Raw genomic sequence first — 24,548 nt, 5'->3', positions numbered from 1 at the left:
ATGGCTTGGATTCGACTGCCGTCGCGTTGGCGCGGCCCTGAACCTGTTCACGGCTACGTGATCCCGGCGCCGCGCCTGACCCGGCACGCGCTGCGCCGTTTCCTGCTCTGGGTCTTGCTGCCCTTCCTGCTGCTCTGTCTGGCCGGCGACCTGCTGCTCTACTGGCTGTTCCGGGAATTCCTCGGCCGTTGTTACGGTCTGTTGTGCTTCTTCTGATCCGGCGGCTATGCTTCCAACATGGAAACCGCAAGCTGTCTTTGCCCGGATCGGGTGATATCCAGTTGGCAGATCGCACCGCGCACTGCCGGTGGCCAGGCGATCTGGCGCTATTGGCTGGCAAAGCGCGCGGCGGTTGGCACCAGGCTGCCCGGGCGGGCTGATATCGATCCGTCCGACATGCTGGATTTCCTGCCCAATGTTTTCCTGGTCGATGTCGACCCGCTGCCCACTGGCCGGCTTGGCTTTCGCTATCGCCTGGCCGGCACCGGCATGCGCTATATCATGGGCGGCGAGATCGGCGGCAAAACGCTGAGCGAGGCCTTGCTGCCCGATGTGGCGCGGGCTTTTGAGCAGGCCTATGCGGCAGTCAGCCGGCGAGGCGAGCCGTTGCAGAATAACGGCGATGCCTTCTGGGAGCCGGCGCGTGGTTTCCTACAGGTGGAAACCCTGCTGCTACCGCTGGCCGGGCCGGATGGGGCGGTGGCCATGCTGCTCGGCCATTGCGCCTTGGAAGCGGCCAGCGCTGGCCGGTAAAGCCCAGGCATGAAAAAACCCGCCTTGCAGCGGGTTCTTCGCATATCGACAGGTTTTCCGATATCGGAAGCGGTTGGTGGAGCCAAGCGGGATCGAACCGCTGACCTCCTGCATGCCATGCAGGCGCTCTCCCAGCTGAGCTATGGCCCCTTACCGTACCCTCTGATCTTGGTTGGTTTACCTTGACCAGCGGGCGCGGACCATAAGGCCAAGACCTGGGCTTTGCAAGGGTTTCATGCAGAGGAAAATCAAGATCGCCTGCCGGGCCGATTCATGCTGGTCCGGCAGGCATTTAGCCGCGTTGGATCAGCGCTCTTCCTCGCCATCCGCGACCGGATCGACATCGATTTCCTCGGCCACGTTATCGCCTTCCAGATCGTCCTCTTCAGCAAGGAAATCGTCAGGCAAATCGCCATCCTCGACCTCGCCGTCAACGATTTCATCCGGCACCACGGCAACCTTCGGCACCACCTTGGCCTTTTCTTCGACCTTGGCCGGACGGCGCGACTTCACCACCGTTTCCGGATTGAATTCGGTGCCGCATTTCGGGCACAGGATCGGGCTCTTCTGCATATCGTAGAACGCGGCGCTGCAGCTCAGGCAGCGGCGCTTAGTGCCCCATTCCGGTTTCGCCATTCCAAATAATCTCCTGAAGCCCTGGGCTTGGTGCCGAAGGGCATTGCATGGGCCTGACCGTCGCCGTGGTCAGGGCGGCGCGATTGTGTTAAAGAAGCGCGCCCTGTCAACCCTTGATTTGCCAGTCGCGGCGCGAATCTGCTCCGGCCGGCCCGGAAGTTTGCCGTATGACTGCCGCCAGCACACCCCGTCCACACCAGAGCAGCCCCGGAAAACCACTCGCCGGCAACCTGGCGGTGCCGGGCGACAAGTCGATTTCGCACCGGGCGCTGATCTTCGGTGCCCTGGCGGTGGGCGAAACCGAAGTGACCGGCCTGCTGGAGGGCGAGGACGTGCTGCGCACCGCCGCCGCCATGCGCGCCATGGGCGCCGAGGTCGAACGTTTGGGCGAGGGCCATTGGAAGGTGCGCGGCGTTGGCGTTGGCGGTTTTGCCGAGCCGGCCGATGTGCTGGATATGGGCAATGCCGGCACCGGCGCCCGGCTGGTGATGGGCCTGGTGGCCAGCCATCCTTTTACAGCCGTGTTCACCGGCGATGCCTCGCTGCGCCGCCGCCCGATGGGCCGCGTGGTTGAGCCGCTCAGCCGCATCGGCGCCGCCTTTCATGGCCGCCAGGGCGGCCGGCTGCCGATGGCTGTGGTGGGCAGCGCGCATCCGCTGCCGATCGAATATGAATTGCCGGTGGCTTCGGCGCAGGTGAAATCCGCCATTTTGCTGGCCGGGCTGAACGCACCCGGCATCACCCGGGTGATCGAACGCGAGGCGACGCGCGACCATACCGAAAACCTGCTGCGGCATTTCGGCGCCGAGGTGATGGTGGAAAGCACCAAGCAGGGTGGTCGCATCATTTCGCTGGTCGGCCAGCCGGAATTGAAGCCAAGCCGCATCGACGTGCCGGGCGATCCGTCCTCGGCGGCTTTCCCGCTGGTGGCGGCGCTGATTGTGCCGGGCGCCGAGGTGACGGTGACCGGCGTGGGCATCAACCCGCTGCGCATCGGCCTGATCGACAGTCTGCGCGAGATGGGCGGCGATATCAGCTATGGCAATATCCGCGACCAGGGCGGCGAGCAGGTGGCCGATATCACAGCGCGGCATTCGCGGCTCAAGGGCATCACCGTGCCGCCCGAGCGCGCCCCCAGCATGATCGATGAATATCCGATCCTGTTTGTGGCTGCCGCCTGTGCCGCGGGTGAAACCGTGGTGCGCGGCGCCAAGGAATTGCGCGTCAAGGAAAGCGACCGTCTGGCCGCCATGGCGCGTGCGCTGGCCGCCAATGGCGTGGCGCTGGAGGAACTGGAGGATGGCCTGATCCTGCGCGGCAATGGCAAACCGCCAAAAGGCGGCGCGGCTGTTGCCACCGAACTGGATCATCGCATCGCCATGTCGGCCTTGGTGCTCGGCCTCGCCGCCGAACAGGGCGTCAGCGTTGATGATGTTGGCATGATCGATACCAGCTTCCCCGGCTTTGTTGGCCTGATGCGCGGCCTGGGCGCCGATATTGCGCCGGTCTAGCTAAAACATTGCTGCCCCGGCGGCGGCTGTTTAAGCTGCCGGGATGAACCCGCCGCTGCCGCAGATTGCCGCCAAACGCCATCAAGGCCAACGTCATGAGGGCCGCGCGCTGCCGCGTGGGCGGCAGGCCAGCCCGGAAGATGCAGCAGCGTTGCAGGCTTTGCTGGGGGCGGCGCTGTTGCGCCGCGACCTGCTGATCGAATACCTGCATGTGATCCAGGATGCGCGCGGCCATCTGCCGGCCGGCTTGCTGGTGGCTTTGGCCGAGGTGATGAACCTGCCTTTGGTTGAGGTGTATGAAACCGCCAGCTTTTATGCGCATTTTGACATTGTGGATGCGGGCGAAGCGCCGCCGCCGCGCCTGACCCTTCGGGTATGCGACAGCCTGTCCTGCTGCATGGCGGGGGCGGATGATCTGGCGCAGCAACTGGCGGCGGAGAATGATCCCGCTTGCCGCGTGGTGCGGGTGCCCTGCATGGGGCAATGTGATCGCGCGCCGGCCGTGGCGCTGGGCAAGAATGTGTTTGCGCCGGCCAGCCTGGAAGCCTTGCGCGCCGCGCGCCAGGCCGGCGATGCCGCGCCGGTGCTGCCGCGTTACAAGGCGTTGGCGGCCTATCTGGCCGAGGGCGGCTATGGCGTGCTGCGCCGGTTGCGTGAGGGTTCGCTACTGGTGGAGGATGTTATTGCCACGCTGGAGCAGGCCGGCTTGCGCGGCTTGGGCGGTGCCGGTTTCCCCACCGGCCGCAAATGGCGCCTGCTGCGCCAGCAGCCGGGGCCGCGTTATCTGGCGGTGAATGGCGATGAAGGCGAGCCCGGCACGCTGAAGGACCGCTATTATCTCGAAACCGATCCACATGGTTTTCTGGAAGGTTTGCTGATCGCCGCGGCGGTGATCGAGCCTGCGGCGGTTTACATCTATCTGCGCGATGAATATCCGGCTCTGCATGATGTGATCACCGCCGAGCTTGCCGCCTTGCGCGCCGCCGGGCTGCTGGATGGCCTGCATGTTGAAGTGCGGCGCGGCGCCGGGGCGTATATCTGCGGCGAGGAATCGGCGATGCTGGAAAGCATCGAAGGCAAGCGCGGCCTGCCGCGCCACAAGCCGCCTTATCCGGCCGAGGTTGGGCTGTGGGGCCGACCGACCTTGATCAACAATGTTGAAACGCTCTACTGGGTGCCGGCGATTCTCGACCAGGGCGCCGCCTGGTGGGCGTCGCATGGTCGCCATGGCGGCAAGGGCTTGCGCAGTTATTCAGTCTCCGGCCGGGTGCGGTTGCCGGGCGTGAAGCTGGCGCCGGCCGGCATCACACTGAATGAGCTGATCGAGGAATATTGCGGCGGCATGGCGCCGGGCCATGTGTTGCGTGCCTATCTGCCGGGCGGTGCCTCCGGCGGCATTCTGCCGGCGCATCTGGCCGATATTCCGCTCGATTTCGGCACATTGGAGAAATATGGCTGTTTCATCGGCTCGGCAGCGGTGATTGTGCTGTCGCAACAGGATGACATGCGGGCGGCAGCGCTGAATCTGATGCGGTTTTTCCGCCATGAATCCTGCGGCCAATGCACGCCCTGCCGCGTTGGCACCGAGAAAGCCGCCGCTTTGATGCAGGCACCGGATTGGGATGAGGCCGCCTTGCGCGGTCTGGCCCAGGTGATGCGCGATGCGTCGATCTGCGGTCTGGGTCAGGCGGCACCGAACCCGTTGCTGGGCGTGCTGGAGCATTTCCGATGATCCGCTTCCGGCTTGATGGTGCAGAGGTGACGGCCCAGCCGGGCGAAAGCATCTGGCAGGTGGCGCAAAGGCTGGGCACGGAAATCCCGCATCTCTGCCATCTGCCGGCGCCGGATTACCGGCCAGACGGCAATTGCCGCGCCTGCATGGTGGAGATCAAGGGCGAGCGTGTGCTGGCGGCTGCCTGCAAGCGCCAGCCGGCCGAAGGCATGGAGGTGAGCAGCGCCGGCGAGCGCGCCCAAACCGCGCGCCGGCTGGTCTTTGAATTACTGCTGGCGGATCAGCCGGCACGGCAGACCGCACCCGATGCCGATAGCAAATTCTGGCATTGGGCCGACCGGCTCGATCTGCAAGCCAGCCGCTTTCCGCCACGTCGGGTGGCGCAGCCGGAGGCGGATCGCAGCCATCCGGCCATGATTGTGCAGCTTGATGCCTGTATCCAATGCGGCCTGTGCCAGCGCGCCTGCCGCGAGGTGCAGGGCAATGATGTGATCGGCATCGCCTATCGTGGCAAGGATGCCCGCGTGGTGTTCGATTTTGCTGATGCGATGGGGCAATCCACCTGTGTCGGCTGCGGCGAGTGCGTGCAGGCCTGCCCCACCGGGGCGCTGCTGCCGGCCAGCCTGGTGGATGCCGCCGGGCAGGGCGTGGCCAAGGCCGAGCAGAAGGTGGACACGCTCTGCCCCTATTGCGGTGTGGGCTGCCAGCTGACCCTGCATGTCAAGGATAACCGGGTGCAGTATGTCAGCGGCCGTGATGGCCCGGCCAATCGTGGCCGGCTCTGTGTGAAGGGCCGTTTCGGCTTTGACTACGCGCATCACCCGCAGCGCCTGACCATGCCACTGATCCGGCGCGAGGATGCGCCCAAACGCGCCGATGATGTGATCGATCCGGCCAATCCCTACACACATTTTCGCGCCGCAAGCTGGGATGAGGCTCTGGCGCGGGCGGCGGAAGGCCTCCGGCAGATCCGTGATACACGCGGCGGCGGCGCGCTGGCCGGTTTCGGCTCGGCCAAGGGCTCAAACGAGGAAGCCTATCTGTTCCAGAAGCTGGTGCGCACCGGCTTTGGCACCAACAACGTGGATCATTGTACCCGGCTCTGCCATGCCTCTTCGGTGGCGGCGCTGATGGAAGGCATCGGCTCGGCGGCGGTGACAGCGCCGTTTGCGGCGGCGGGCGAGGCCGATGTGATCATCGTGATCGGCGCCAACCCGACGCAGAATCATCCGGTCGCCGCCACCTTCATCAAGCAGGCGGTGCGGCAGCAGGGCGCCAGGCTGATCGTGATGGACCCGCGCGGCCAGGCGCTGGCGCGTTTTGCCAGCCATATGCTGCGCTTCAAGCCGGGCAGCGACGTGGCTTTGCTCAATGCGCTGCTGCATGTCATCGTGCAGGAGGAGTTGACCAACCCGGCCTATATCCAGCGTTTTGTTGATGGCTTTCCCGATCTGGCCGAGGCGGTGCGCGCGGCAACGCCTGAAGCCATGGCGCCACTTTGCGGCATAACGCCGGAAACCTTGCGCGCTGTGGCGCGGCTTTATGCCAAGGCGAAAGGCTCGCTGATCTTCTGGGGCATGGGCGTGTCGCAGCATGTACATGGCACCGATAATGCGCGCTGCCTGATTGCGCTGGCGCTGATCACCGGCCAGGTCGGCCGGCCCGGCGCCGGGCTGCATCCGCTGCGCGGCCAGAATAACGTGCAGGGCGCTTCCGATGCCGGCCTGATACCAATGGTGCTGCCGGATTACCAATCGGTGGAAGACCCGGCTATCCGGGCGCGGTTCGAGCAGCTCTGGGGCGTGGCACTTGATCCGAAGCGCGGCCTGACGGTGGTGGAGATCATCAACGCCATCCGCGCCGGGCAGATTTCCGGCATGTATATCATGGGTGAAAACCCGGCCATGTCCGATCCCGATCTGGGCCATGCGCGTGAGGCTTTGGCGCAGCTCCAGCATCTGGTGGTGCAGGATATCTTCCTCACCGAAACGGCGATGTTTGCCGATGTTATCCTGCCGGCCAGCGCGCTGCCGGAAAAGACCGGCAGTTTCACCAACACAGATCGCCGCGTACAGATGGCCCGCGCTGCGCTCGATCCGCCCGGCCAGGCGCGGCAGGATTGGCACCTGATCCAGGAACTGGCGCGACGCCTGGGGCTGGATTGGCGCTATACCCAGCCTAGCGAGATTTACGCCGAGATGGCCGCCGCCATGCCGTCGCTGGCCGGCATCACCTGGGCGGGGCTGGAGGCACAGGGCGCCATCACCTATCCGCTGGGCCAGGACATTCTGTTCGGCGAGGGTTTCCCCACTGCCAGCGGGCGCGCCCGCCTGGTGCCGGCCAAGGTGACGCCGCCGGCTGAATTGCCCGATGCGGAATACCCCATGGTGCTCTCCACCGGGCGGTTGCTGGAACATTGGCATACCGGCGCCATGACGCGCCGCGCCAACACGCTGGATGCGCTGGAGCCGGAACCGGTGGCGCTGGTCAACCCGCACGACCTGCAACAGCTTGGCCTGGCGCCGGGAGCCCGGGTGAAGGTGAGCACAAGGCGTGGCACGATTAGCCTCAAGGCCCGCGCCGACCGCGATATTGCGCCGGGCAATCTGTTCATCCCGTTTGCCTTCCACGAGGCGCCGGCCAACATGCTGACCAATCCGCAGCTTGATCCCTTTGGCAAGATTCCGGAATTCAAGTTCTGCGCGGCGCGGCTGGAAGCGGATTGTGCCGCGCAGTGATGCCGTTTCGATTTGTATTTGAGAATTAAGTATATAGTATAATAATTACTGCATGAAATTGGGACGTGAGGGGGTGAATACATGGGTATTCTTACTGTTGACGAATTTCATCCCATGGCGGGCGGCAATTTCCAGATCATAATTGATGAGCAGCCTGCAGTGGAAATTCGGCTATCCGAAATTAGGGCGCAGAAGGTGCGCGATTTTCCGGGCAAGCTGCGCGAGCCTTTCTCGCTGTTTTTTGAAGGTGGGCAGGGGGTGTTTTGCCCACAGGGTAATTACCTGCTGCGCCATGCCGCCAGCGGCTGGGAGGCGGAGATGTTCATTGTGCCGGTGGGCGACAAGCCGGATGGCAGTTATCGCTATCAGGCGGTGTTCAACTGATCGGCGCGCCACTGCATCAGCCGATATGGCCCATGCTCGCCGGTTTCAACAAAGCCGAGGCGGTCATATAGCCGCCGCGCCGGGTTGAAGATTTCAACATGTATGCTGACGCTGCGGCCGGTGGCGCGTGCCTCAGCAAACACGGCTTCCAGGATATGGCGCCCCAGGCCCTGATTGCGCTGTGCCAGCAACAGGCCGATATCGATGATCCTGATATCCTGCGGCGCGCCGCGATAGAGATAAAGCCGGCCGATGGCAGTATCGGCACGCTCGATCACCAGGAATTCGGCATCGTAATAGGCGCGGGCATAATGCTGGCGCTGCGCCGCGCATTGCTGCGCCAGGAATAACAGCTTGTGCTCATTCGGCCAGGCCACCTGGGCCAGTTCCTGCCAGCGCATTTCGGCATAAAGCTGCTGGATGAAGCCGGCATCTGCTGGTGTTTCCGGCCGAAAATTTAGCCCCAGCAGATCAAGCCCAGATGGGTTAAACACCATGCCTGCCAGCAAGTCTCAGGTTTCGAAATCCGGGTAAATACCCTGGGTGCAGATGCAGAAGTTCAGTGCCATGAAAGGCTGCCGGTTTTCATGCGGGCTGTTGCCGCCGAAAACCGAAATCGCCTGCGGCGATAGGAGCGTATCAGGCTGCGCATTGTAAAAGGCCGTGCTGGCCTTGTTGTTGATCACCACCAGGCCGGGCACCACATTGGCGCCCGGCTTGTTGGTCTGATTGACGGCCTGGCCCTGGATTTCGCCGGCCATGGCATGGTCATGAACGGGGGTTTGCGCCAGGGTCAATGTTACGGATTCACTGCCCGAAAACTGGTTGAGATTGGAATATCCGCTATTAGACATCGTGGCAGCCCCCATCGCGAGTTGCGATTGCAGGTTGGGCACATTGAAGGTTTGCTGCTTGGCATCCCCGCCATAGAGCGTGCCGATCAGCGAGTAAAGCGCCGGGAATTGCTGCCCGTTCAGCAGCACACCATTGCAAAAGCACCAGTCTTGGGGCGGATAGTTGAAAGCAAAAATGCGGATTTCGCCGATAAAGGGGTCCATTCTTTTGCTCCCGGATCAGGTTGGCCGAACTGGAAAAGTGCCCTGGTTGCAGATGATGTAATTCAGTGTGCGGCTGGGCATGATGTTGTTATGCGGCTGGTTGCCGCCCGCTGCTTGCAACGCCGCATCGGCGAAGCTGAAGGCTTTGCCTGTGGCGCTTTCCAGCGCGTAAGGGCTGACCGTGGCATCGGATTGCGCCAGGGTGAATGTATCGCCCGGAATGGTGGCGATGGCGTTGCTGGTGGTGGCGAAAAGCTGATGATTATGGGTCGGAATCTGGCTGGCTTGCAAAGTGACCGATGTTGCGCCGCCATTCTGTCCGATGATGTAATTTGTGGCCGGCAAGCTGCCATTGGTACCCGTGCCGGTGCCCATATGCAGCGGCACCCGGTTGCGTAAATCGGGCAAGTTGAAATTGCTGCGGCCATCGCCGCCATACCGAACGCCGAGCAAAGCGTACAGCGCTTGATAGCTGCTGATCGCCAGGCTGCTGCCATCACACCAGAGCCAGCCTACAGGCAATCTGGGAATCGGCCAGAGTTTGATTTCGCCAATATAGGAATCCATTTCGCATCCCTCCCGCGCTTGGTCAGTTAGTGTTTCGCATCGGTCGTGAAAGCCGGGCCGTTATTGGCGTGGCGGGTAATAGCCGAGCAATGCAATGCAGAAGTTGAGCACTAGGTAAGGCTGCATGTTGCTATGCGCTGCGTTGCCGCCGACGCTCGATATGGTGGCGTTGTTCAGTGCCGCCACACTGCTGGATGTTGCTGGGGCATAGATATTCACGCTGCTCTGCGCGTAGACGCAGCCTGCCGGATTCACGCTGTTGCCGGCTGCCTTGTTGGCAGTCAATTGATGCGTGTGGGCGGGAAATTGCGCTGTTGTCAGCGTTACCGTTTCGGTGCCGCCCTTGGCGCCCATGGCGTATTGCGTCAATCCGTTCAGGGTGGTGGCATTGGTGGCATAGCCCAGCGGCGAACGGCCGCGCAGGTCCGGTAAATTGAAGTTATTTGTGTCATGCCCGAAATAGGGGGCGATCAAGGAATATAGGGCTGCGTTCTGCCGGATCGGCAGCGATTGCCCGTTGCAACTGGCCCAGCCGTTTGGCGCATAGTCGAAGGCATTGATCCGGATTTCTCCGATAAATGGATCTGTCATGTCATCCCCTCCGCACAAGGCAGCCTTTTTTGGCTCTGCCCTAAGTATTGTGTTGGGAATGACAGCAAAAAATCTGGTGTATTGCAAATATTAATTTAAACCATTGCGATAATTACATATGTATTCATGTAATTGAATACAATAATATTAATATCTATACAATAAATTATAAAAACTGAAGCATTGAATACTGTTGTAATCAAATGGGGGCGCGAGCTACCAGTCCCATTCATCCCTTCATGCGCTGCCGCAGCGCAAAGCCTTCTGAAATACCCGCGTTGGCGCTACTGATGATGGAGAATCGGAGCGCTCCTCAATCGTTGAGATACGGTCTTGTGAATGAAAGCGGTGGAAAACGATTACCTGCTATGTGGCTGGCGTGTGGCGAGTGCGTTGCCGCTACCTGATCTGCGGCCCTGGCGCGGCGATGACCGGGCGCCGGATCTGCGCATCACGCTGGGGCCGGTGCCCGAGCGACTGGACGATCTGATTCTGGACCGGCCATTTCTGCAAGTGGCTGCCGACAAGAGCTGTCGTTTCGCGATGCCGGGTGTGGCCAATTATCTGATCGATGGCCAGGGGCGCCAGGTTGTCATTGATCCCGTGCTCGACCACGCCGCGCCGGATATTCGGGTGTTTCTGTTTGGCACTGTATTTGGCATCATCTGTTATCGCCGCGGCCTGCTGCCGCTGCATGCCAGTTGTGTGCGGATGGGCGATGCGGCCGTGGCCTTTGCCGGCCCGTCCGGCATGGGCAAATCCACACTGGCTGCCAGCCTGATGCAGCGCGGCTTTGCCGTGCTGGCGGATGATGTGACCGTGGTGGATTTCTCCGCACAGGGCGGCCCGCAGGTGCTGCCGGCCTTTCCGCGCCTGAAGCTGTGGCGTGATGCCATGCAGCGCATTGCAGCGCCCACCGATGGCATGGAGCGCAGCCGCCAGGCATTGGACAAATTCCATCTGCCGGTCGAGGCCGCGTTTCAGGCGGCGCCTTTGCCGCTCAAGGCGATTTTTCATCTCAGCCCGGAAACTACTGATGGCGGCCTGCGTCGCCTGCACGGGGCGGAGGCGGTGATACGGCTGGGGCAGGATTTATACCGCAATGGCATCATGGTGCGGTTTGGCCTTTCAGCCCAATTGCTGCCGGCACTTGCGGCGCTGGCGGCTGTGCCGGGCGGCTGCTGGCTGCTTCAGCACGCGCATGAAGCCGGCGGGATGGAACGCAGCATAGCCACCATCCTGCGGCAGATGGCGCCATGAGCGGCTTCTACTGGATCGCCTCCTACCCCAAATCCGGCAATACCTGGCTGCGGCTGGCGCTCGCCGCCCTGTTGCATCCGGACAAGGCCTTGCCGTCTGATGCCAATAACGGTTTTGCGCCTAATGCCAGCCAGCTTTACGATCTGGAAGAAGCCCTGGATGTGGAAAGCAGCGATCTCAGCCTGGCGGAACTGGAGGCTTTGCGCCCCGTGGCCTATCGCATGCTGGCGCAGCAGGCAACGCGGCCGCTTTTCCGCAAGGTGCATGATGCCTGGACGCATACAGCCGGCGGCGAGCCGTTATTTCCGCCCGAGGTGACGCTGGGCACATTCTACATCGTGCGCGATCCGCGTGACGTGGCGGTTTCCTGGGCGCATTTTGCCGTACAGCCGCTGGATGCCGCCGTGAACAGCCTGTGTAATCCGGCTGGCCTGCTGCTGGGGCGGCCAGACCGGGCGCGCTTCAATCTGCCGCAGCGCCTGTCCTCCTGGGGCGGCCATGTGCAGAGCTGGCTGGAGGCGCCGGGCCGGCCATGCTGCCTGTTGCGCTATGAGGACATGCTGGCCGACCCGCTGGGCAGCCTGCGCCGCGCGGCACTTTATGCCGGCATCCCGCATGACCAGGCCGATCTTGAACGGGCCGTGGCAGCCACGGATTTTGGTGTTTTGCAGCAGGCCGAAGCCCGCCATGGCTTTGATGGCGGCCAGCCAAAAGGCGTGCGGTTTTTCCGCACTGGCCGTGCCGGCGGCTGGCGTGACTGGCTGACCCCGCGGCAGGCCGATCTGTTGGCAGCAAGCCAGGGCGCCATGATGCGCCGGCTCGGCTACCTGGAGGCGGATAATCTTGAATAAGATCGATAATTAATATACATTTGTATGTACCGTATAACTTAATGGTGCTGCCATGCTTAAAAACATTCAAGACAGCATGCCTGAAAAAACCCGGCAGGCCGTTGGCGTGCCGTTTAGTGCCGCGCCGCGACCCAAATGGCATACACCCCGCTTGAGCCAATATGGCATCACCGGCCATACCGCGATCACCAATTGCGGCAGCGGGGATGATACCGTGATCTGCCAGTCTTCCTGATGCGGCATGTGGGCATGATGATGCCAAAATCCGGGCCGTGAAGGGATTTATCGGTTATTTCGCGCCACATGCGACTGCAGATTCCGGTTTCAGCGCGCAATTCCAGCAATTCTCTCGTCATTTCACCGGTCGGCGGGTTATCCAGGCTGGTCCGGTGGCATCTTCTGCGGCAAATTTTTGGCAGGCAGGCGGCGCGTGGCTCGGCTGGGAGGGCCGCCTCGACAATGCCGAGGATTGGCGGCACGAAGCAACGGCGCTGGCAGCGGACGAATCTGCCCTGCTGCTTGAACTGGTGCGGCGCCAAGGCATCCCGGCTTTGGCAAAACTGCGCGGCCGCTTTGCCCTGGCCTGCTGGGATGAGGCCGCGCAACACTTGCTGCTGGCCGGCGATCAGCTTGGGCTGAACACGGTGTTTTATGCCCGGCTGGCTGGCGGGCTGGTCTTTTCCTCCAGCTTGCGGGCTTTGCTGGCCTTGCCCGGCCTGAAGCGTGACCTGGACGAAAATTATCTGGCCGCCCTGCTCTGCGATGTGGTGCCGGAAGTCGATGCCACGCTTTATACCGCGATCCGCCGCGTGCCGGCGGCCTGCGCGCTGCTGGTTGATCCCTCGGGCCATACAAAAGTGCAGCAATACTGGCAGCCGGATTGGCGCCGCCGCATCCGGCATCGGCAGGATCAGGATTATGTGGAAGAAGCCCGCGCGCTGCTGGATCAGGCGGTGCGGCGGCAGATGACTGGCCTCGATCCGTTGGTCTGCCAGTTGAGTGGCGGGCTGGATTCCGGCGCGGTGGCGGCCACTGCCGCCCGGCTGCGCCCCGGCCAGCCGGTGCATGTGCTCACCATGGCGCCGCCGGATGGCGTGGCGCGGCGGCAAGCGCCACATCAGATCAGCGACGAGCGGCCGGCGGCACAATCGGTTGCCGCGCTGCATCCCAATATGCGTTGGCAGGGCCTGACATCGGCGGCGTTGCACCGGCTGGATCACAATCCGCAGCAGCTTTTCCTGGCGCTCGGCATGCCGGCGCGCAACATTATGAATATTGGCTGGTTCGGGCCGTTATTCGATCAGGCGCGCGCCTTGGGTGCCAATGCCATCCTGACCGGCAATTTCGGCAACTTGACGCTGACTTGGGATGGCACCAGCGGCTTGGCCGGCTGGGCGCGGAATGGCCGCTGGCTGCGGCTTGGGCGTGAGATTGCCGCGCTGCACCGGCAGAGCGGCATTGGCATGGCCAAGTTGCTCTACCGCCATGCGCTGCGGCCGCTGCTATCGCCCGCCGCACAGCACTGGCTGGATCGGCAACGCGGCCTGCCCCTGCCCGATGCTCGGCAAAACAGCGCCATCCACCCGGATTTTGCAGCCGCAACCGGCATCGATCAGCGCGGCCTGGCGCTGGGGCATGATTATGATGGCGACACCGAAACCATGCGGCGGCGCTGGCTCAGCCGGATCCAGACTTTGCCGCCGATTCTGGCGCCGCTGGGCGAAATGCTGGGGCTGGAATTACGCGATCCCACGGCTGATATCGATCTGCTGGAATACTGCTTTGCCGTGCCGGACGAGCAGTATCTGCGCCACGGCACCAGCCGCTGGCTCGCCCGCCGTGTGCTGGCTGATCGCTTGCCGCCACAGGTGCTGAACGAAACCCGGCGCGGCCTGCAAAGCGCCGACTTTCTGCACCGCATGACCTTGCAACGTGAACACAGCGTGGCAATGCTGGCGGCGCTGCGGGCATCGCCGCTGGCCGCGCGGGTGCTGGACCTGGATCGCATGCAGCGATTGATGGCGGATTGGCCCACGGATGCGGCAGCCATCGGCTTTGGCGAATATGGCGCCGTGCTCAATCGCGGCCTGCATGTCGGCGCCTTCCTGCGCTGGATCGAAGGCGGCAATCAATAAAATCAGCCAAGGTCCAGCAGGTCACGCTCGGCCATGTTTTGCAACAAGGCCAGGGTATCGCGGCGGATGATCTCCGGCTCGCCATCATAACGCTGGATCAATATGGTGATGATCTGTGCCGCCGTGGTTGGCTGCGCCAGCAAATGCCATACCGCCGAGGCGATGTCGTCCAGCCCGTAATATTCATCCTTCTGAACATCCATCAGCACGGTTTCATCGTTGATTGCAGTGTCGAGCAGGGTTTGCTTGCGCTGGATTTTGTCGTTGAGATCGATGGTTGGCATGACTGAATAAACCCTTTAAGGGTGTATCTATGCCGGGAATTTATTCTAAACGGATGGGCTGAGCTAACTAAAACGCACCCGGAGCACCCGGGTGGCATCCAGCCGCACCAGGATCAGATTGCCGTCGCGCGCCGCATCGCCGATTTCCGGCGGCAGGTCGCCCGGCGCCGCCACCACCGCCACATCGGCCTCAGCGCGGCCACGCCGCGCCATCACATTCAGCACAGTGCAGGGCCCGGCCGAGAGTTTGCAGGTAGCGGCGCGCGCGCCGTCAAAACGCATTGGCACAAAGGGTTTGCGCAGCATCAGCGCGCCGCCATCGCCAAAGCGCAGGGCGCAGCCTTCACCCTGGATCAGGGTGATCCAGCGTTCGGTATCGGCAAAGGCGGAGAAGGCGGCGTCGCGCATGATGGCGGCGCGGCTGACGCGCCAGGCAAAATCCTCAAAGCCGGCGCCATCGGGATCCACCGCGATATGCCAGCTTACGCCCTGGCCGTTTTTCCAGGGCATCGAGCGTTGCTGCGCCACCGGGATGATCTGCATGGATCAGGCCGGAATCTTCGACAAGGCCCATTTGAGCTGCACCGGCAGCCCGGCGGCAGAGCCGGCCATCACAATCTGCTGGCTGCGGCGCAATTCGCCGCCTTGGCCGAGATAGACACTATCCTCCAGCCGCACCAGGCCGCCCTGGCCGCGCCAGCGCCAGCCCTGGCCCGAGCCGGTCTTGAGCAACACGGTATCACCGGCGCCGATCAGCGAGGCATGCACCGAAGGATGCAGGTGGAAGCGCAGAGTGAAGCCGCGTGGTTGATCGGGCGCACCGCCTTCCAGCAAATCCTCGCCGCGCAGGTCGTCGCCCGCTGCCGCCAGATAGAGCCGGCGTTTATGCAGCAGGCCAAAAGCCGCCTGCCAGCCATCATGCTCGGCTTCCACCCAGGCATGGCCATCCTGTTCATGGCGTTGCAGCCGCACCGTGAAATGCGGCGCCGGGCGGGCATGTTCAATGCCCAGCGTGGCATGCGCGGCCGGGCCGGACAAAGCCTCGGCCCAATCGCCGCCCAGGCGCCGTGCCGCACCGCAATTGACGATCAGGCGATCCTTGCCATGGCTGAATTCAAAGGCCAAAGGCGCCGCATGTGGCCGGCCGGCATGGCTGGGCGGCGGTGCGCCGGTATCCAGCAGCAGCAGGGCGCGGCGCGGCGCCAGCCGTTCATAGCCGGAAGCGGCCGAGGAGGCGGGCGGCTTGCCATGTTTGCCCTGGATCAGCGATTCCGACAGCGCCAGGGCATGGTCGAGCGCCCCGGCCGCTTCTTCCTCGCCGCCATGGAACAGCGCCAGGCCACCATCGCCATGGCGGAAAAAGCGCAGCATCGGCGCCATGCGGTCCATCAGCGGCATCAGGCTGAGCCGCTCCGGATGGCCGGCGCTGAGATAACGCTGCAACGCCACCACATCGCGGAACATGGCAAAAAGCCGGCTTGGGCAGCGCGAAACATGGCCACCATCGGGCAGTAATTGCGCTTCCCAGGCCAGGATCAGCTTTTCCAGCGCGCGCGGCCAGCGCTCGGCCCCGCCGGGCAGGCTTTCGGCGGCGTAGACCAGGCCCAGCAGCGCTTCGGCACGCGCCGCCGGATCAGCTACACGCGGCGCCACGCGGCCGAGATGTGCCGCCTGGCGCGCCACGCTGAGCAGCAGGTCATGGGCAAAACTGGCTTCACTGTCGCGCAGCAGGAAATGCCCGGCATTGAGCCAGGCGGTCAGGCGCCGGCCGATCACCGGCGCGGCCCAGGCGCGCGGCTGCCACTGGGTATGGCGCTCGATCCAATGCTGCACCAGGCTGCGGCTCATGCGCTGCGCCATGTCGCCGCCCTGGGCGGCAAAGTCACGCAGCCAGGCAAAGCCATGCAATTCGGCGGCCCAGGCGGCAATGCTGGCCGGTTCGGCATTCAGGCTGTCCACATCCGCATCCCAGGGCGCGGCATGGGGCGACACCACCTCAAGCCCGGCAAAGGCAAAGCGGCCCTGAAACAGCCGGTCGGCGCGGGCCGCCAGGCCGGGCCAGGGATCGTCCGGCAGGATGGGGAATTCCAGCGGCGCGCGGCGCGGCAGGGTCAGGCGGTAAAGCGGCGAGCCATACCACAGCGCGCCGATCTTTGTCGCCGCACGCTCCACCAGGCCGGGCCGTGGCGTATCGTTGCGGCGGTTTGCGGCCGGTTTGGCCGTCATGTCAGGCTGCGCGCAGGCGGCGGATATTCTCGGCGTAATGCTCCGGCCCGCCCTTGAAGCCGGCGGTGCCGGCCACCAGCACATCGGCACCGGCCGCCACCGCCTGGCGCGCCGTTTCCTCATTGATGCCGCCATCAATTTCAAGGTCGATCTGGCGCCCGGAAGCATCGATGGCCTGGCGCAGCCGCTTCACCTTCTCAAGCTGGCTCGGGATGAAAGCCTGGCCGCCGAAACCTGGATTCACACTCATCACCAGCACCAGGTCGAGCATATCCAGCACCGCCAGCGCGGTTTCCACCGGGGTGCCGGGATTGAGCGACAGGCCGGCCTTCTTGCCCAGCGACTTGATCAGTTGCAGCGTGCGATGCACATGTGCGCCGGCTTCGGGATGCACCGTGATGATATCGGCGCCGGCCTCGGCAAAAAGCGGCACAAAGGCATCCACCGGCGAAATCATCAGATGTGCGTCAAACACCTTGGCGCTATGCGGGCGAAGGGCTTTCACCACGGCCGGGCCGATTGTCAGGTTGGGCACAAAATGCCCATCCATCACGTCGATATGGATGTAATCCGCGCCGGCGGCATCAATGGCGGCAATTTCGGCGCCAAGTTTGGCAAAATCCGCAGACAGGATCGAGGGCGCGATTCGGGTGGCTTGCTGAGGCATGATTTGGGCATAGCAGCTTTGGCCGGGCAAGCCAAGCCGAGCCGATTCGAATTGGCCATGCTGCCCGGCCTGATGACGAAATATCCAATTTTCGCCATAATTGCAGCATGGACCTGCCGCTTGATCCCACCCTGCCGGTTGCCGGCATCATGCTGATCCTCGTTCTGGTTTGGCTGACCGGCGGGCGGCGCCGCGCCTGCTTGGCCGATGGCGAAACCGCGCAGCGCCTGCTTGCACAACCGGAACTGGGTTTTGCGCCAGCGGAGATTGTGGTGGCGGAGGATGGCGCTGGCGCCATCGCCGTTGATCGGGCCGGAAGGCTGGCACTGGTTTTTCCCGCCGGGGCGCGGCTGGCGGCGCGGCCGCTGAAGCCCGGCGAGGTGATCCGGTATCATGTTGAAACCCTGCCCGATGGCCGCGCCCGGCTGCACCTGGCCACGCGCGGCCCGGGCGGCCAGGTGGTGGCCCTGCTGCTGCCGCTGGCTGTGGCATTATCCTGGCAGCAGAGGTTGGCGGCATGAATACCACCCTGCCTGATCCCGCCTTGCCTGATCCGGTGGTGCTGGCGATTCCGGCCTTCATCGCCCTGGCGGCGCTAGAAGTGCTGCTGGCGCGCTGGCGCGGCATGGATGCCTATGAGTTGAAGGACACCGCCGCGTCGCTGCTGATGGGGCTGGTCAATCTGGTGCAGGGGTTGCTGTTTGCCGGCCTGGTCTGGGCGGCGTTGCAAGCCTGTTATGCCGTGCGGCTGTTTGACCTGCCGTTTAATGCCTGGACCTGGCTGGCTTTGCTGTTTGCCGAGGATTTGGCCTATTACTGGTTTCACCGCCTGAGCCATGAACACCGCATCTGGTGGGCGGCGCATGTCAATCACCATTCCTCGCAGCATTACAATCTCTCCACCGCCCTGCGGCAGACCTGGACCGGCAACCTGGCGCTGACCTGGATTGTCTGGCTGCCGCTGGCCTTGCTGGGTTTTCCGCCGGCTTTGATCGTGTTCCAGAAAGGCGTCAGCCTGGTCTATCAATTCTGGATTCATACCGAACAGCTGCGGCGCCTGCCGCGCTGGCTGGAATGGCTGTTCAACACGCCATCGCATCATCGTGTGCATCACGCCACCAACCCGGCCTATCTGGATCGCAATTATGCCGGCATCTTCATCATCTGGGACCGGCTATTCGGCACTTTTGCCGCCGAGCGTGATGACGAACCCTGCCGCTATGGCATCGTGAAGAATCTCGGCAGTTTCAATCCGCTGGTCATCGCCTGCCATGAATGGATCGAGATCGGGCGCGACCTGGCGCAGGCGCGCAATTGGCGTGAGCGTTTTGGCTATCTGTTCGGTCCGCCGGGTTGGGCGCCGGATGGCCGCGGCCGCACGGCGGCTGATATCCGGGCCGAGGCGGCGCCAAAGCCTGTGTCGGATCATACGGCCTTCAGGTGATTGTCCCAAGCCACGGCATGATGCCGCCGGCTGCCATCGGGCAGGATCAGGTCGCCGCGCCCGCCGCTGAGCATGAAGCCCGGCCCCAGCGGTGCCACACCGCACAGGTCGGCGGCGTCAATACGGCTTGAGCCGGGATGCAGCAAGGCCACGCCGCCCTGCGGTGAGGTCAGGCAGAGCCGCGTATCCTGGGCGGCAATAGCGCCGCAATAGCCGCGCAAATCGCCCTGGCTCTGGCCCAGATCGATCCAGTGCAGCCGCTCATCTGGCTGCCACAGCGCCAGCAGCGGCATGCCGGCTTCGGCGCCGCCGCGATCCTGGGCTGCCACGGCAATGCTGCCATCAGGCAAAGCCGCCATGTGGCGCAGGCTGAGGCGGTGCAGTTTTGGTGGCGCTTCAATGCGGGCCAGGATGGCGCCGCTGGTGGCATCCAGCCGCACCAGGCAACTGGCCTCGGCAGCATCGCCGCCATTGGCCAGCGCCAGGATGCCGCCTGGCAGCGACAGCAATTCATGCGGATCAATGCCATCTGTTGGCCACAAGGCGATGCGCCCGCCGCTTGCGGCATCCAGCACGGCGATGCAGCCATAACCCTCGGCATCGCTGGCGCTCAGCGCCACGCGCGTTGCATCGAGAAACACCACATGGCCGCCATAGGCCAGGTCGTCGCAGGGCCAGAGTTGCGGCGGCGTTTGTGGCTGGTGCAGATCAATGCGCAGCAGCCAGCGCCCGGGGCGCCGTGCCGCGATCAGCGCAAAGCTGCCATCAGGTGCCACCGCCATGCCATGGCCGCGCCCCGGCAGCGCCTGGCGCCAGATAATCTCGCCGGCCGCATCCAGGCCAAATACGGCATCGCCCGCCGCATCGCGGCCACAGCCCAGCAATGCGGCGGGCGATGCGGCAGAAGGCGCGGCCTGTGCCATGCCGGGCCAGAGCGGCAGCGTGGCAAAACCAAGCAGCAGGTGGCGGCGGCTGGTGCTTGGCATGCTCAATCACCATCCAGGGCGTTGAAGCCGATCTGTAGGCCCAGCGCCGGGGCCAGGCGTTCGCCCAGCTGGGTTTTCAGCGCCAGCAGATCGGCACGCAGTTTTTCCAGTTCCGGGCGGCGCGGCGCATCGGTTATGTCGCGGTCAAGATCAAGCCCGGCGCTACGCTGCGCCAGATCGTCAAAGCGGCGCTGCAAATCGCCGCGCAGGCCGGCATCGGCAAGCTGCGGCGCAAAGCTGGCATAAAGCTCACGCGCAGCGGCGATATTGGCACCGATGGCGGCGCCGGAAAGCCCGCTGCGCCAATGTTCGGCTGCCATCGGCCGGGCATCGCGGCCACCCTTGCCCAGCGGCCGAGCCAGCTTGTGATCGGCCACCAGCTCGATGGCACCATAGAGCGCCTTGAACAATTCCTGCGTTGCTTCCTGCGGCCCGGCAAAGGCCACCAGATCGCCCTTGGCGGCAACAAACTGCGCGGCATAATGCCGGCCGCTGCGCCAATCCTGCTCGATCGCCGTGGCCATCTCGGCCAAGTTTTGTGCCGCTGCCTGCGCCCAGGCGCAGCGGAACACGTCGCTATTCAGCTTGGCTGCCTCGGTGGCGTCAAACAGATTACGTTCCAGCGCCGAAAGGCCCTGCACGGCGATGCTGCCGATGGCAAAATCCGGCAGGCGTTTGGTAGCGAAGATTTCATTCAGCTGGCGCGGCATGCTGTTGCGCGCATCGGGCCAGAAGGCAAAGCGCTGATAGCGGTTGAACAGCAGCACCGGGCCAAAACGCAGATGCTGCACGCCCTGCCAGGCCCGCATCGCCTCGGCCCAGCCGGCCTGCCAGGCCAGGCGGTCGGCACAGCCGGCGGCCGCAATGCTGGCGAATTTTGCCGTGGCGGCGCTGAGCGCGGCATAACGCGGCAGGATATGCGCCTGCACGGCCGCCTGGTTGAGCGCGGTGTAATCCGGCGCGGCGCGGGCCGGGCTGGCAAACATCACAAACAGGGTGGCGGCAACAAGCAGGCAGCGGCGCATGATGGCCTCCGGCGTCAGAGCGAATTGAGGAAACTGAGCAAAGCGGCACGATCCGGCTTGCTCAGGCCGATAACGCGCTGGCGTGCCGCCGCCGCTTCGCCGCCATGCCACAGGATGGCTTCCAGGATGCCATCGGCGCGGCCATCATGCAGCATGAATTCATGGTCATTGACGCGCTTCGTCAGCCCCAGGCCCCAAAGCGGCGGTGTGCGCCACAGCCGGCCATCCTTGCCGCCATCAGCCAGGTCGTCGCCCATGTCATGCAGCAGCAGGTCGGTATAAGGCCAGATCACCTGGTTGGAGAGTTCCGGCCGATCGGGATGGCTGCCGGTCACCTGGCGCGGCACATGGCAGGCGGCACAGCCGATTCCACCAAACAGCTTCTGGCCCCGTTGCACATCGGCGGCGCGGCTATTCTCGCGTGTCGGCACTGCCAGATTGCGGGCGTAAAAGACCGTGAGGTCAAACAGCTTGCGCGGTACTTCCACATCGTCGGCCGCTTCCACGCCATGCGGCGCGCTGCGGCAGGCGGCCTGGGCCGGGGTGCAATCGCCAAAGCCGTCGCGGTGCAAGTCGGTGGACAGGCCCATATCGTTGAAGAAGGCATTGGCGGTCTGGTCGGCGATGGTGGCGGCGCCGTTTTTCCAGCCGAAGCGGCCCAGCATTTCGCGTTGTTCGGCGGCGCTCCACACTTTGCGGGTTATGCCGCGAATGCCATCATTGTCGCGGTCATCCGGATCAGCGCGGGCCAGGATATCGGCTTCCAGGATCAGTTCCAGCAGGCCAACACCGATCATCGGCGGCGCGATACGTGGCGAGAAGCGGGTGGCCGTGTCGATGGCGCCATAGGCGAAATCGCTAAAATGATAAACCGGCCGGCGCAATGTGATGGTTTCACCATCCGCCAGCGTTACCGGCAGCGGCTGATATTCAATCTGCAGGCTGGCCTCGGCGGCATGGCCCTGGATGCCGAAAGTCTGCAACTGGCCGCCATAAACCGGGTCGGGCTTGCCATCGGCGCTGCCCAGGGCAAAGAGCAGCGAGGCCGGCGTTTCACCTGCGGCAGGCGGGCGGCCGCGCCCGTCCTTGAGATGACAGGCCTGGCAGGCGCGGGCATTGAATAGCGGGCCAAGCCCATCCGACGAGCGGGTGGAAGCTGGCGCCGCCACCCACAATTTGCGGAACACGCCATCACCCACCTTGAAATCCAGCTGGCGCTCAAACGACATGTTGCCGGATGGGTTGGAAAAGGCGCTGCGATTGCGCGGCCCCTTGCTGGTGGCGGCGCCGCCCGGCCGGGTTTCGTCATCTGCCGCCGCAAGCGATGGCGCGAGCAGAAGGGCGATGGCAAGGCCAATTGTGAGGCATCGGATCACGGCTTCTTGCCCACTTTGTCGGGCGCATCCAGGCTGTCGGAACCCTCGAACTTCACCTTGCCAAGCTGCAAGGCGGCGCTGATCCGTTCCAGGCTGCGGGTCTGGTCGGTCAATGCCGCGATGGCGGCCTCAATCACGGCGGCGCCCTCGGCATTGCCTTCGGCCAGCATCTGGTCGTAACGCTCGGTGGTTTCGGCGCGCTGTTTCAGCTTGCTCAGGGCGGCCAGGCTGGCCGCCAGCTTGGCGCGCATCTCGGCATCCAGCGCCGGCGCGGCCTTCTGCACCAGGCTGCCCAGGCCGGGCAGGCTGAGTTTGCCATAGCGGCCATGATACACCGCCACCATGCCCACCACGTCATAGTAATGCGAGTTGTGGGTATTATCCGAGAAGCAGTCATGCTCCTCCTCGGGATCGTGCAGCAGCAGGCCCAGCTTCATGCGCTCGCCGGCCAGCTCGCCATAGGCCAGGCTGCCGATGCCGGTGACAATGGCGGCGATGCCGGCCTGGGGATCGGCCAGCAAGTTGCGCCGGGCAGCGCCGTCCGCCGCCCATTGCGGCAGCATCCAGGCCAGGTCATCCACCAGCAGGCGGCTGGCAGTGAGCAGATAGGCGGCGCGGCGTTCGCAGGGCGGATGGGTGCAGGCGCTGCCGCTGGCATAATCGGTCCAGGGGCGCTGGCCGGCGCCGGGGCCGGTGCCGTTCAGATCCTGGCCCCAGAGCAGGAATTCAATGGCATGATAGCCGGTGGCCACATTGGCCTCCACGCCGCCGGCTTCCTGTAGGCCGCGCAGGGTGCGCCAGGTGATGCGGCTGGTATCCACTTTCTTGCCGCCGATGGTCAGCTTTGGATTGGCAATGATATTGGCGGCATACCAGGGATTGGCATCCGAGCTTTCGCCATAGCGCCCGGCATCGACGTAATCAATCAGCCCTTCATCCAGCGGCCAGGCATTCACACGGCCTTCCCATTCGTCAACGATTGGGTTGCCGAAACGGAACACTTCGGTCTGCTGATAGGGTTCGCGGGCGGCGATCCAGGCCTGGCGCGCTGCTGCCAGGGTGGCTTCCGAGGGTTTTGCCACCAGCCGTTCCACCGCGCCGAGCAGCCGGCGCGCTTGCGCCAGGCTGTCGCCATACATCGCCTGGGCGATATCGGCATAGCCGTTCAGTACCGCCTGGCGATCCGAATCGGTGATCTGTGCTTTTGCCGGAGTGAAAGCGGCCGGGCTGGCCAGGGCCAGCAATACGGCCAGCAGGCCGGCGAAGAAACGAAATACAGACCGGCGCGCCATGCAGCCTCTCCCCGAAACGGTATGAACCCTGAGTCGTTATGCAGGCTGAGTATAGAGTGAGTGATAATCACTCGCAAAGCTGTCGGCTGCGGCATATTGCCAGGGAAAGCCGGCTCAAGCCGGCTATGTCTGCTACCTCTATTTGGTGGCCTTTTGGCCGGATTGGAAATAAATCCCAATTTTCCGCTAATTTTGTCTTTTACTGCTCGGCATACAACTGAAGGCCGTATTGCCTCTGGCGCCACTAGCACCTGAGAATTGTGCCAAAATGTGACGTAGTTCAGCAAAATCAAAGGCTTAATAAAACATGACGCTGCCTGTCAAAACGCATTTTGCTTGTATAGGGCCGGAAGCTATGCGATTAAACAGAAGGACAAAGATGCGTGCATAGCGTCTGCGTGGCTGCGGATGAGGCAATTCTGCCGGTCGGGTGGGTTATCCGGGGGGAAGTGCTTCAAATCGTACCGTGTGGCACAAGGCGCTTGCTGCAGAATTCAGGGCTTGGGGCTAGTATGAAATTTGCGCAACCGAACCGCAGCGACGCACTCTATCGGATCCTTGATATCCTGAGTGCTGGTCGGCATTCCGGCCCAGCCCTAAGCGCAGCGGGATTGGCGCTGTTGCTTGCCGCCCTGCCGGTGCAGGCGCAGCAGGTGCCGGCGCAATTGCCATCTGGTGCCGAAGCCGGTCGCGCTGCGCCGCAGCCACTGATGGTGGCGCCCTCCACCCTGGGTGGCCGCATCGCCGTGCCGCAAGCCCCGGCAGCGGAAGCGCCGGCCGGTGCCGACAAGGTGAATTTTGTTCTCAAGAAAGTTGAAATCCAGGGTGCCACGGCGTTTTCGGCCGGCGAATTGCAGGCTGGCCATGCGGCGCTGATCGGCAAGGAAATCAGTGTTGCCGATGCTTTCAAGATCGCCAACGATATCGAACTGCGTTACCGCAATGCCGGTTTTGTCACCAGCCGCGTGATTGTGCCCGAGCAGGCGATTGAGGATGGCAGCTTCCGCATTGTGGTGTTGGAAGGCTTCATCT

25 protein-coding genes and 1 tRNA gene are annotated in these 24,548 nt (G+C 63.6%); 12 read left to right on the top strand and 14 right to left on the bottom strand.

What is annotated here, in order from left to right; genetic code table 11:
- Both KBB36_RS07210 and KBB36_RS07205 read left to right on the top strand, forming a co-directional pair.
- Entirely contained in the window at positions 1 to 216 is a 216-nt protein-coding gene (locus KBB36_RS07210) for a hypothetical protein (RefSeq protein ID WP_290978296.1), read from the top strand.
- A gap of 21 nt (positions 217 to 237) precedes the next feature.
- Positions 238 to 753 carry a PAS domain-containing protein gene (locus tag KBB36_RS07205; RefSeq protein ID WP_290978295.1) on the top strand — a complete coding sequence of 172 codons (516 nt, stop codon included), beginning with the start codon at positions 238 to 240 and terminating at the stop codon, positions 751 to 753.
- Positions 754 to 827: 74 nt separating this feature from the next.
- Here the strand turns inward: KBB36_RS07205 and KBB36_RS07200 are convergent.
- Positions 828 to 903, bottom strand: a tRNA-Ala gene (locus tag KBB36_RS07200).
- Positions 904 to 1,059: 156 nt separating this feature from the next.
- The gene (locus KBB36_RS07195; protein ID WP_290978294.1) at positions 1,060 to 1,389 is read right to left on the bottom strand and encodes a TIGR02300 family protein; all 330 of its coding nucleotides are present in this window, start codon (positions 1,387 to 1,389) and stop codon (positions 1,060 to 1,062) included.
- A gap of 167 nt (positions 1,390 to 1,556) precedes the next feature.
- Between KBB36_RS07195 and aroA the strand changes: the two genes are divergently transcribed.
- From aroA to KBB36_RS07175, 4 genes are all read left to right on the top strand, one after another.
- On the top strand, positions 1,557 to 2,900 hold the full coding sequence (aroA, locus tag KBB36_RS07190) for a 3-phosphoshikimate 1-carboxyvinyltransferase (RefSeq protein WP_290978293.1): 1,344 nt from the start codon (positions 1,557 to 1,559) through the stop codon (positions 2,898 to 2,900).
- A gap of 43 nt (positions 2,901 to 2,943) precedes the next feature.
- Positions 2,944 to 4,632, top strand: coding sequence for an NADH-ubiquinone oxidoreductase-F iron-sulfur binding region domain-containing protein (locus tag KBB36_RS07185; RefSeq protein ID WP_290978292.1), 1,689 nt, complete (start codon positions 2,944 to 2,946; stop codon positions 4,630 to 4,632).
- Positions 4,629 to 7,370 (top strand): formate dehydrogenase subunit alpha, encoded by a 2,742-nt coding sequence (gene fdhF, locus KBB36_RS07180; protein WP_290978291.1) that lies wholly within the window; start codon positions 4,629 to 4,631, stop codon positions 7,368 to 7,370. Before KBB36_RS07185 ends, fdhF begins: the two co-directional genes overlap by 4 nt.
- Before the next feature lie 81 nt (positions 7,371 to 7,451).
- Positions 7,452 to 7,754 carry a hypothetical protein gene (locus KBB36_RS07175; RefSeq protein ID WP_290978290.1) on the top strand — a complete coding sequence of 101 codons (303 nt, stop codon included), beginning with the start codon at positions 7,452 to 7,454 and terminating at the stop codon, positions 7,752 to 7,754.
- Here the strand turns inward: KBB36_RS07175 and KBB36_RS07170 are convergent.
- Genes KBB36_RS07170 through KBB36_RS07155 form a run of 4 tightly spaced genes read right to left on the bottom strand, consistent with a single transcriptional unit; the run spans position 7,736 to position 10,057 of the window.
- Complete coding sequence (locus tag KBB36_RS07170; protein ID WP_290978289.1) at positions 7,736 to 8,251, bottom strand: GNAT family N-acetyltransferase; 516 nt, start codon at positions 8,249 to 8,251, stop codon at positions 7,736 to 7,738. The genes KBB36_RS07175 and KBB36_RS07170 overlap by 19 nt on opposite strands.
- 15 nt (positions 8,252 to 8,266) lie before the next feature.
- Positions 8,267 to 8,812: a tail fiber protein gene (locus KBB36_RS07165; RefSeq protein ID WP_290978288.1), complete on the bottom strand. Its 546-nt coding sequence runs from the start codon at positions 8,810 to 8,812 to the stop codon at positions 8,267 to 8,269.
- A gap of 15 nt (positions 8,813 to 8,827) precedes the next feature.
- Positions 8,828 to 9,379, bottom strand: a complete 552-nt coding sequence (locus tag KBB36_RS07160; protein ID WP_290978287.1) for a tail fiber protein — start codon at positions 9,377 to 9,379, stop codon at positions 8,828 to 8,830.
- A gap of 60 nt (positions 9,380 to 9,439) precedes the next feature.
- A complete protein-coding gene (locus KBB36_RS07155; RefSeq protein WP_290978286.1) occupies positions 9,440 to 10,057 on the bottom strand; it encodes a tail fiber protein in 618 nt (205 codons plus the stop codon).
- Between the two features lie 252 nt (positions 10,058 to 10,309).
- Between KBB36_RS07155 and KBB36_RS07150 the strand changes: the two genes are divergently transcribed.
- From KBB36_RS07150 to KBB36_RS07140, 3 genes are all read left to right on the top strand, one after another.
- Positions 10,310 to 11,230 carry a hypothetical protein gene (locus KBB36_RS07150; RefSeq protein WP_290978285.1) on the top strand — a complete coding sequence of 307 codons (921 nt, stop codon included), beginning with the start codon at positions 10,310 to 10,312 and terminating at the stop codon, positions 11,228 to 11,230.
- Positions 11,227 to 12,081 carry a sulfotransferase domain-containing protein gene (locus KBB36_RS07145; protein ID WP_290978284.1) on the top strand — a complete coding sequence of 285 codons (855 nt, stop codon included), beginning with the start codon at positions 11,227 to 11,229 and terminating at the stop codon, positions 12,079 to 12,081. The genes KBB36_RS07150 and KBB36_RS07145 overlap by 4 nt, the downstream gene beginning before the upstream one ends.
- 389 nt (positions 12,082 to 12,470) lie before the next feature.
- Entirely contained in the window at positions 12,471 to 14,216 is a 1,746-nt protein-coding gene (locus tag KBB36_RS07140) for an asparagine synthase-related protein (protein ID WP_290978283.1), read from the top strand.
- A 2-nt stretch (positions 14,217 to 14,218) separates the two neighbouring features.
- Here KBB36_RS07140 and KBB36_RS07135 read toward each other — a convergent pair whose 3' ends face one another.
- From KBB36_RS07135 to rpe, 4 genes are all read right to left on the bottom strand, one after another.
- Complete coding sequence (locus KBB36_RS07135; RefSeq protein ID WP_290978282.1) at positions 14,219 to 14,500, bottom strand: PqqD family protein; 282 nt, start codon at positions 14,498 to 14,500, stop codon at positions 14,219 to 14,221.
- 63 nt (positions 14,501 to 14,563) lie between these two features.
- Positions 14,564 to 15,043 carry a HutD family protein gene (locus KBB36_RS07130; RefSeq protein ID WP_290978281.1) on the bottom strand — a complete coding sequence of 160 codons (480 nt, stop codon included), beginning with the start codon at positions 15,041 to 15,043 and terminating at the stop codon, positions 14,564 to 14,566.
- Between the two features lie 3 nt (positions 15,044 to 15,046).
- Positions 15,047 to 16,726, bottom strand: coding sequence for a heparinase II/III family protein (locus KBB36_RS07125; protein ID WP_290978280.1), 1,680 nt, complete (start codon positions 16,724 to 16,726; stop codon positions 15,047 to 15,049).
- Position 16,727: 1 nt separating this feature from the next.
- Positions 16,728 to 17,393 carry a ribulose-phosphate 3-epimerase gene (gene rpe / locus KBB36_RS07120; RefSeq protein ID WP_290978279.1) on the bottom strand — a complete coding sequence of 222 codons (666 nt, stop codon included), beginning with the start codon at positions 17,391 to 17,393 and terminating at the stop codon, positions 16,728 to 16,730.
- A gap of 107 nt (positions 17,394 to 17,500) precedes the next feature.
- On the opposite strand from rpe, the gene KBB36_RS07115 reads away from it, so the two are divergent.
- Together KBB36_RS07115 and KBB36_RS07110 are read left to right on the top strand one after the other, a co-directional pair.
- On the top strand, positions 17,501 to 17,914 hold the full coding sequence (locus KBB36_RS07115) for a hypothetical protein (RefSeq protein ID WP_290978278.1): 414 nt from the start codon (positions 17,501 to 17,503) through the stop codon (positions 17,912 to 17,914).
- Entirely contained in the window at positions 17,911 to 18,837 is a 927-nt protein-coding gene (locus tag KBB36_RS07110; RefSeq protein WP_290978277.1) for a sterol desaturase family protein, read from the top strand. Before KBB36_RS07115 ends, KBB36_RS07110 begins: the two co-directional genes overlap by 4 nt.
- Here KBB36_RS07110 and KBB36_RS07105 read toward each other — a convergent pair.
- From KBB36_RS07105 to KBB36_RS07090, 4 genes are read right to left on the bottom strand one after another with little or no spacing between them, the layout of a single operon-like run.
- A complete protein-coding gene (locus tag KBB36_RS07105) occupies positions 18,819 to 19,823 on the bottom strand; it encodes a DUF1513 domain-containing protein (RefSeq protein ID WP_290978276.1) in 1,005 nt (334 codons plus the stop codon). The genes KBB36_RS07110 and KBB36_RS07105 overlap by 19 nt on opposite strands.
- A 2-nt stretch (positions 19,824 to 19,825) precedes the next feature.
- Positions 19,826 to 20,848 (bottom strand): imelysin family protein, encoded by a 1,023-nt coding sequence (locus tag KBB36_RS07100; protein WP_290978275.1) that lies wholly within the window; start codon positions 20,846 to 20,848, stop codon positions 19,826 to 19,828.
- A 14-nt stretch (positions 20,849 to 20,862) separates the two neighbouring features.
- Complete coding sequence (locus KBB36_RS07095; protein WP_290978274.1) at positions 20,863 to 22,224, bottom strand: di-heme oxidoredictase family protein; 1,362 nt, start codon at positions 22,222 to 22,224, stop codon at positions 20,863 to 20,865.
- Positions 22,221 to 23,516 (bottom strand): imelysin family protein, encoded by a 1,296-nt coding sequence (locus KBB36_RS07090; protein ID WP_290978273.1) that lies wholly within the window; start codon positions 23,514 to 23,516, stop codon positions 22,221 to 22,223. Before KBB36_RS07090 ends, KBB36_RS07095 begins: the two co-directional genes overlap by 4 nt.
- A 620-nt stretch (positions 23,517 to 24,136) precedes the next feature.
- On the opposite strand from KBB36_RS07090, the gene KBB36_RS07085 reads away from it, so the two are divergent.
- Positions 24,137 to 24,548: POTRA domain-containing protein (locus KBB36_RS07085; protein ID WP_290978272.1), on the top strand; the 412-nt coding region annotated here is incomplete at its 3' end.

This window comes from Ferrovibrio sp. (genome assembly GCF_017994015.1).
Lineage (GTDB): Bacteria > Pseudomonadota > Alphaproteobacteria > Ferrovibrionales > Ferrovibrionaceae > Ferrovibrio.
Note: the sequence above shows the minus strand (reverse complement) of the source record. Positions and strands in the feature narration are given on the sequence as shown.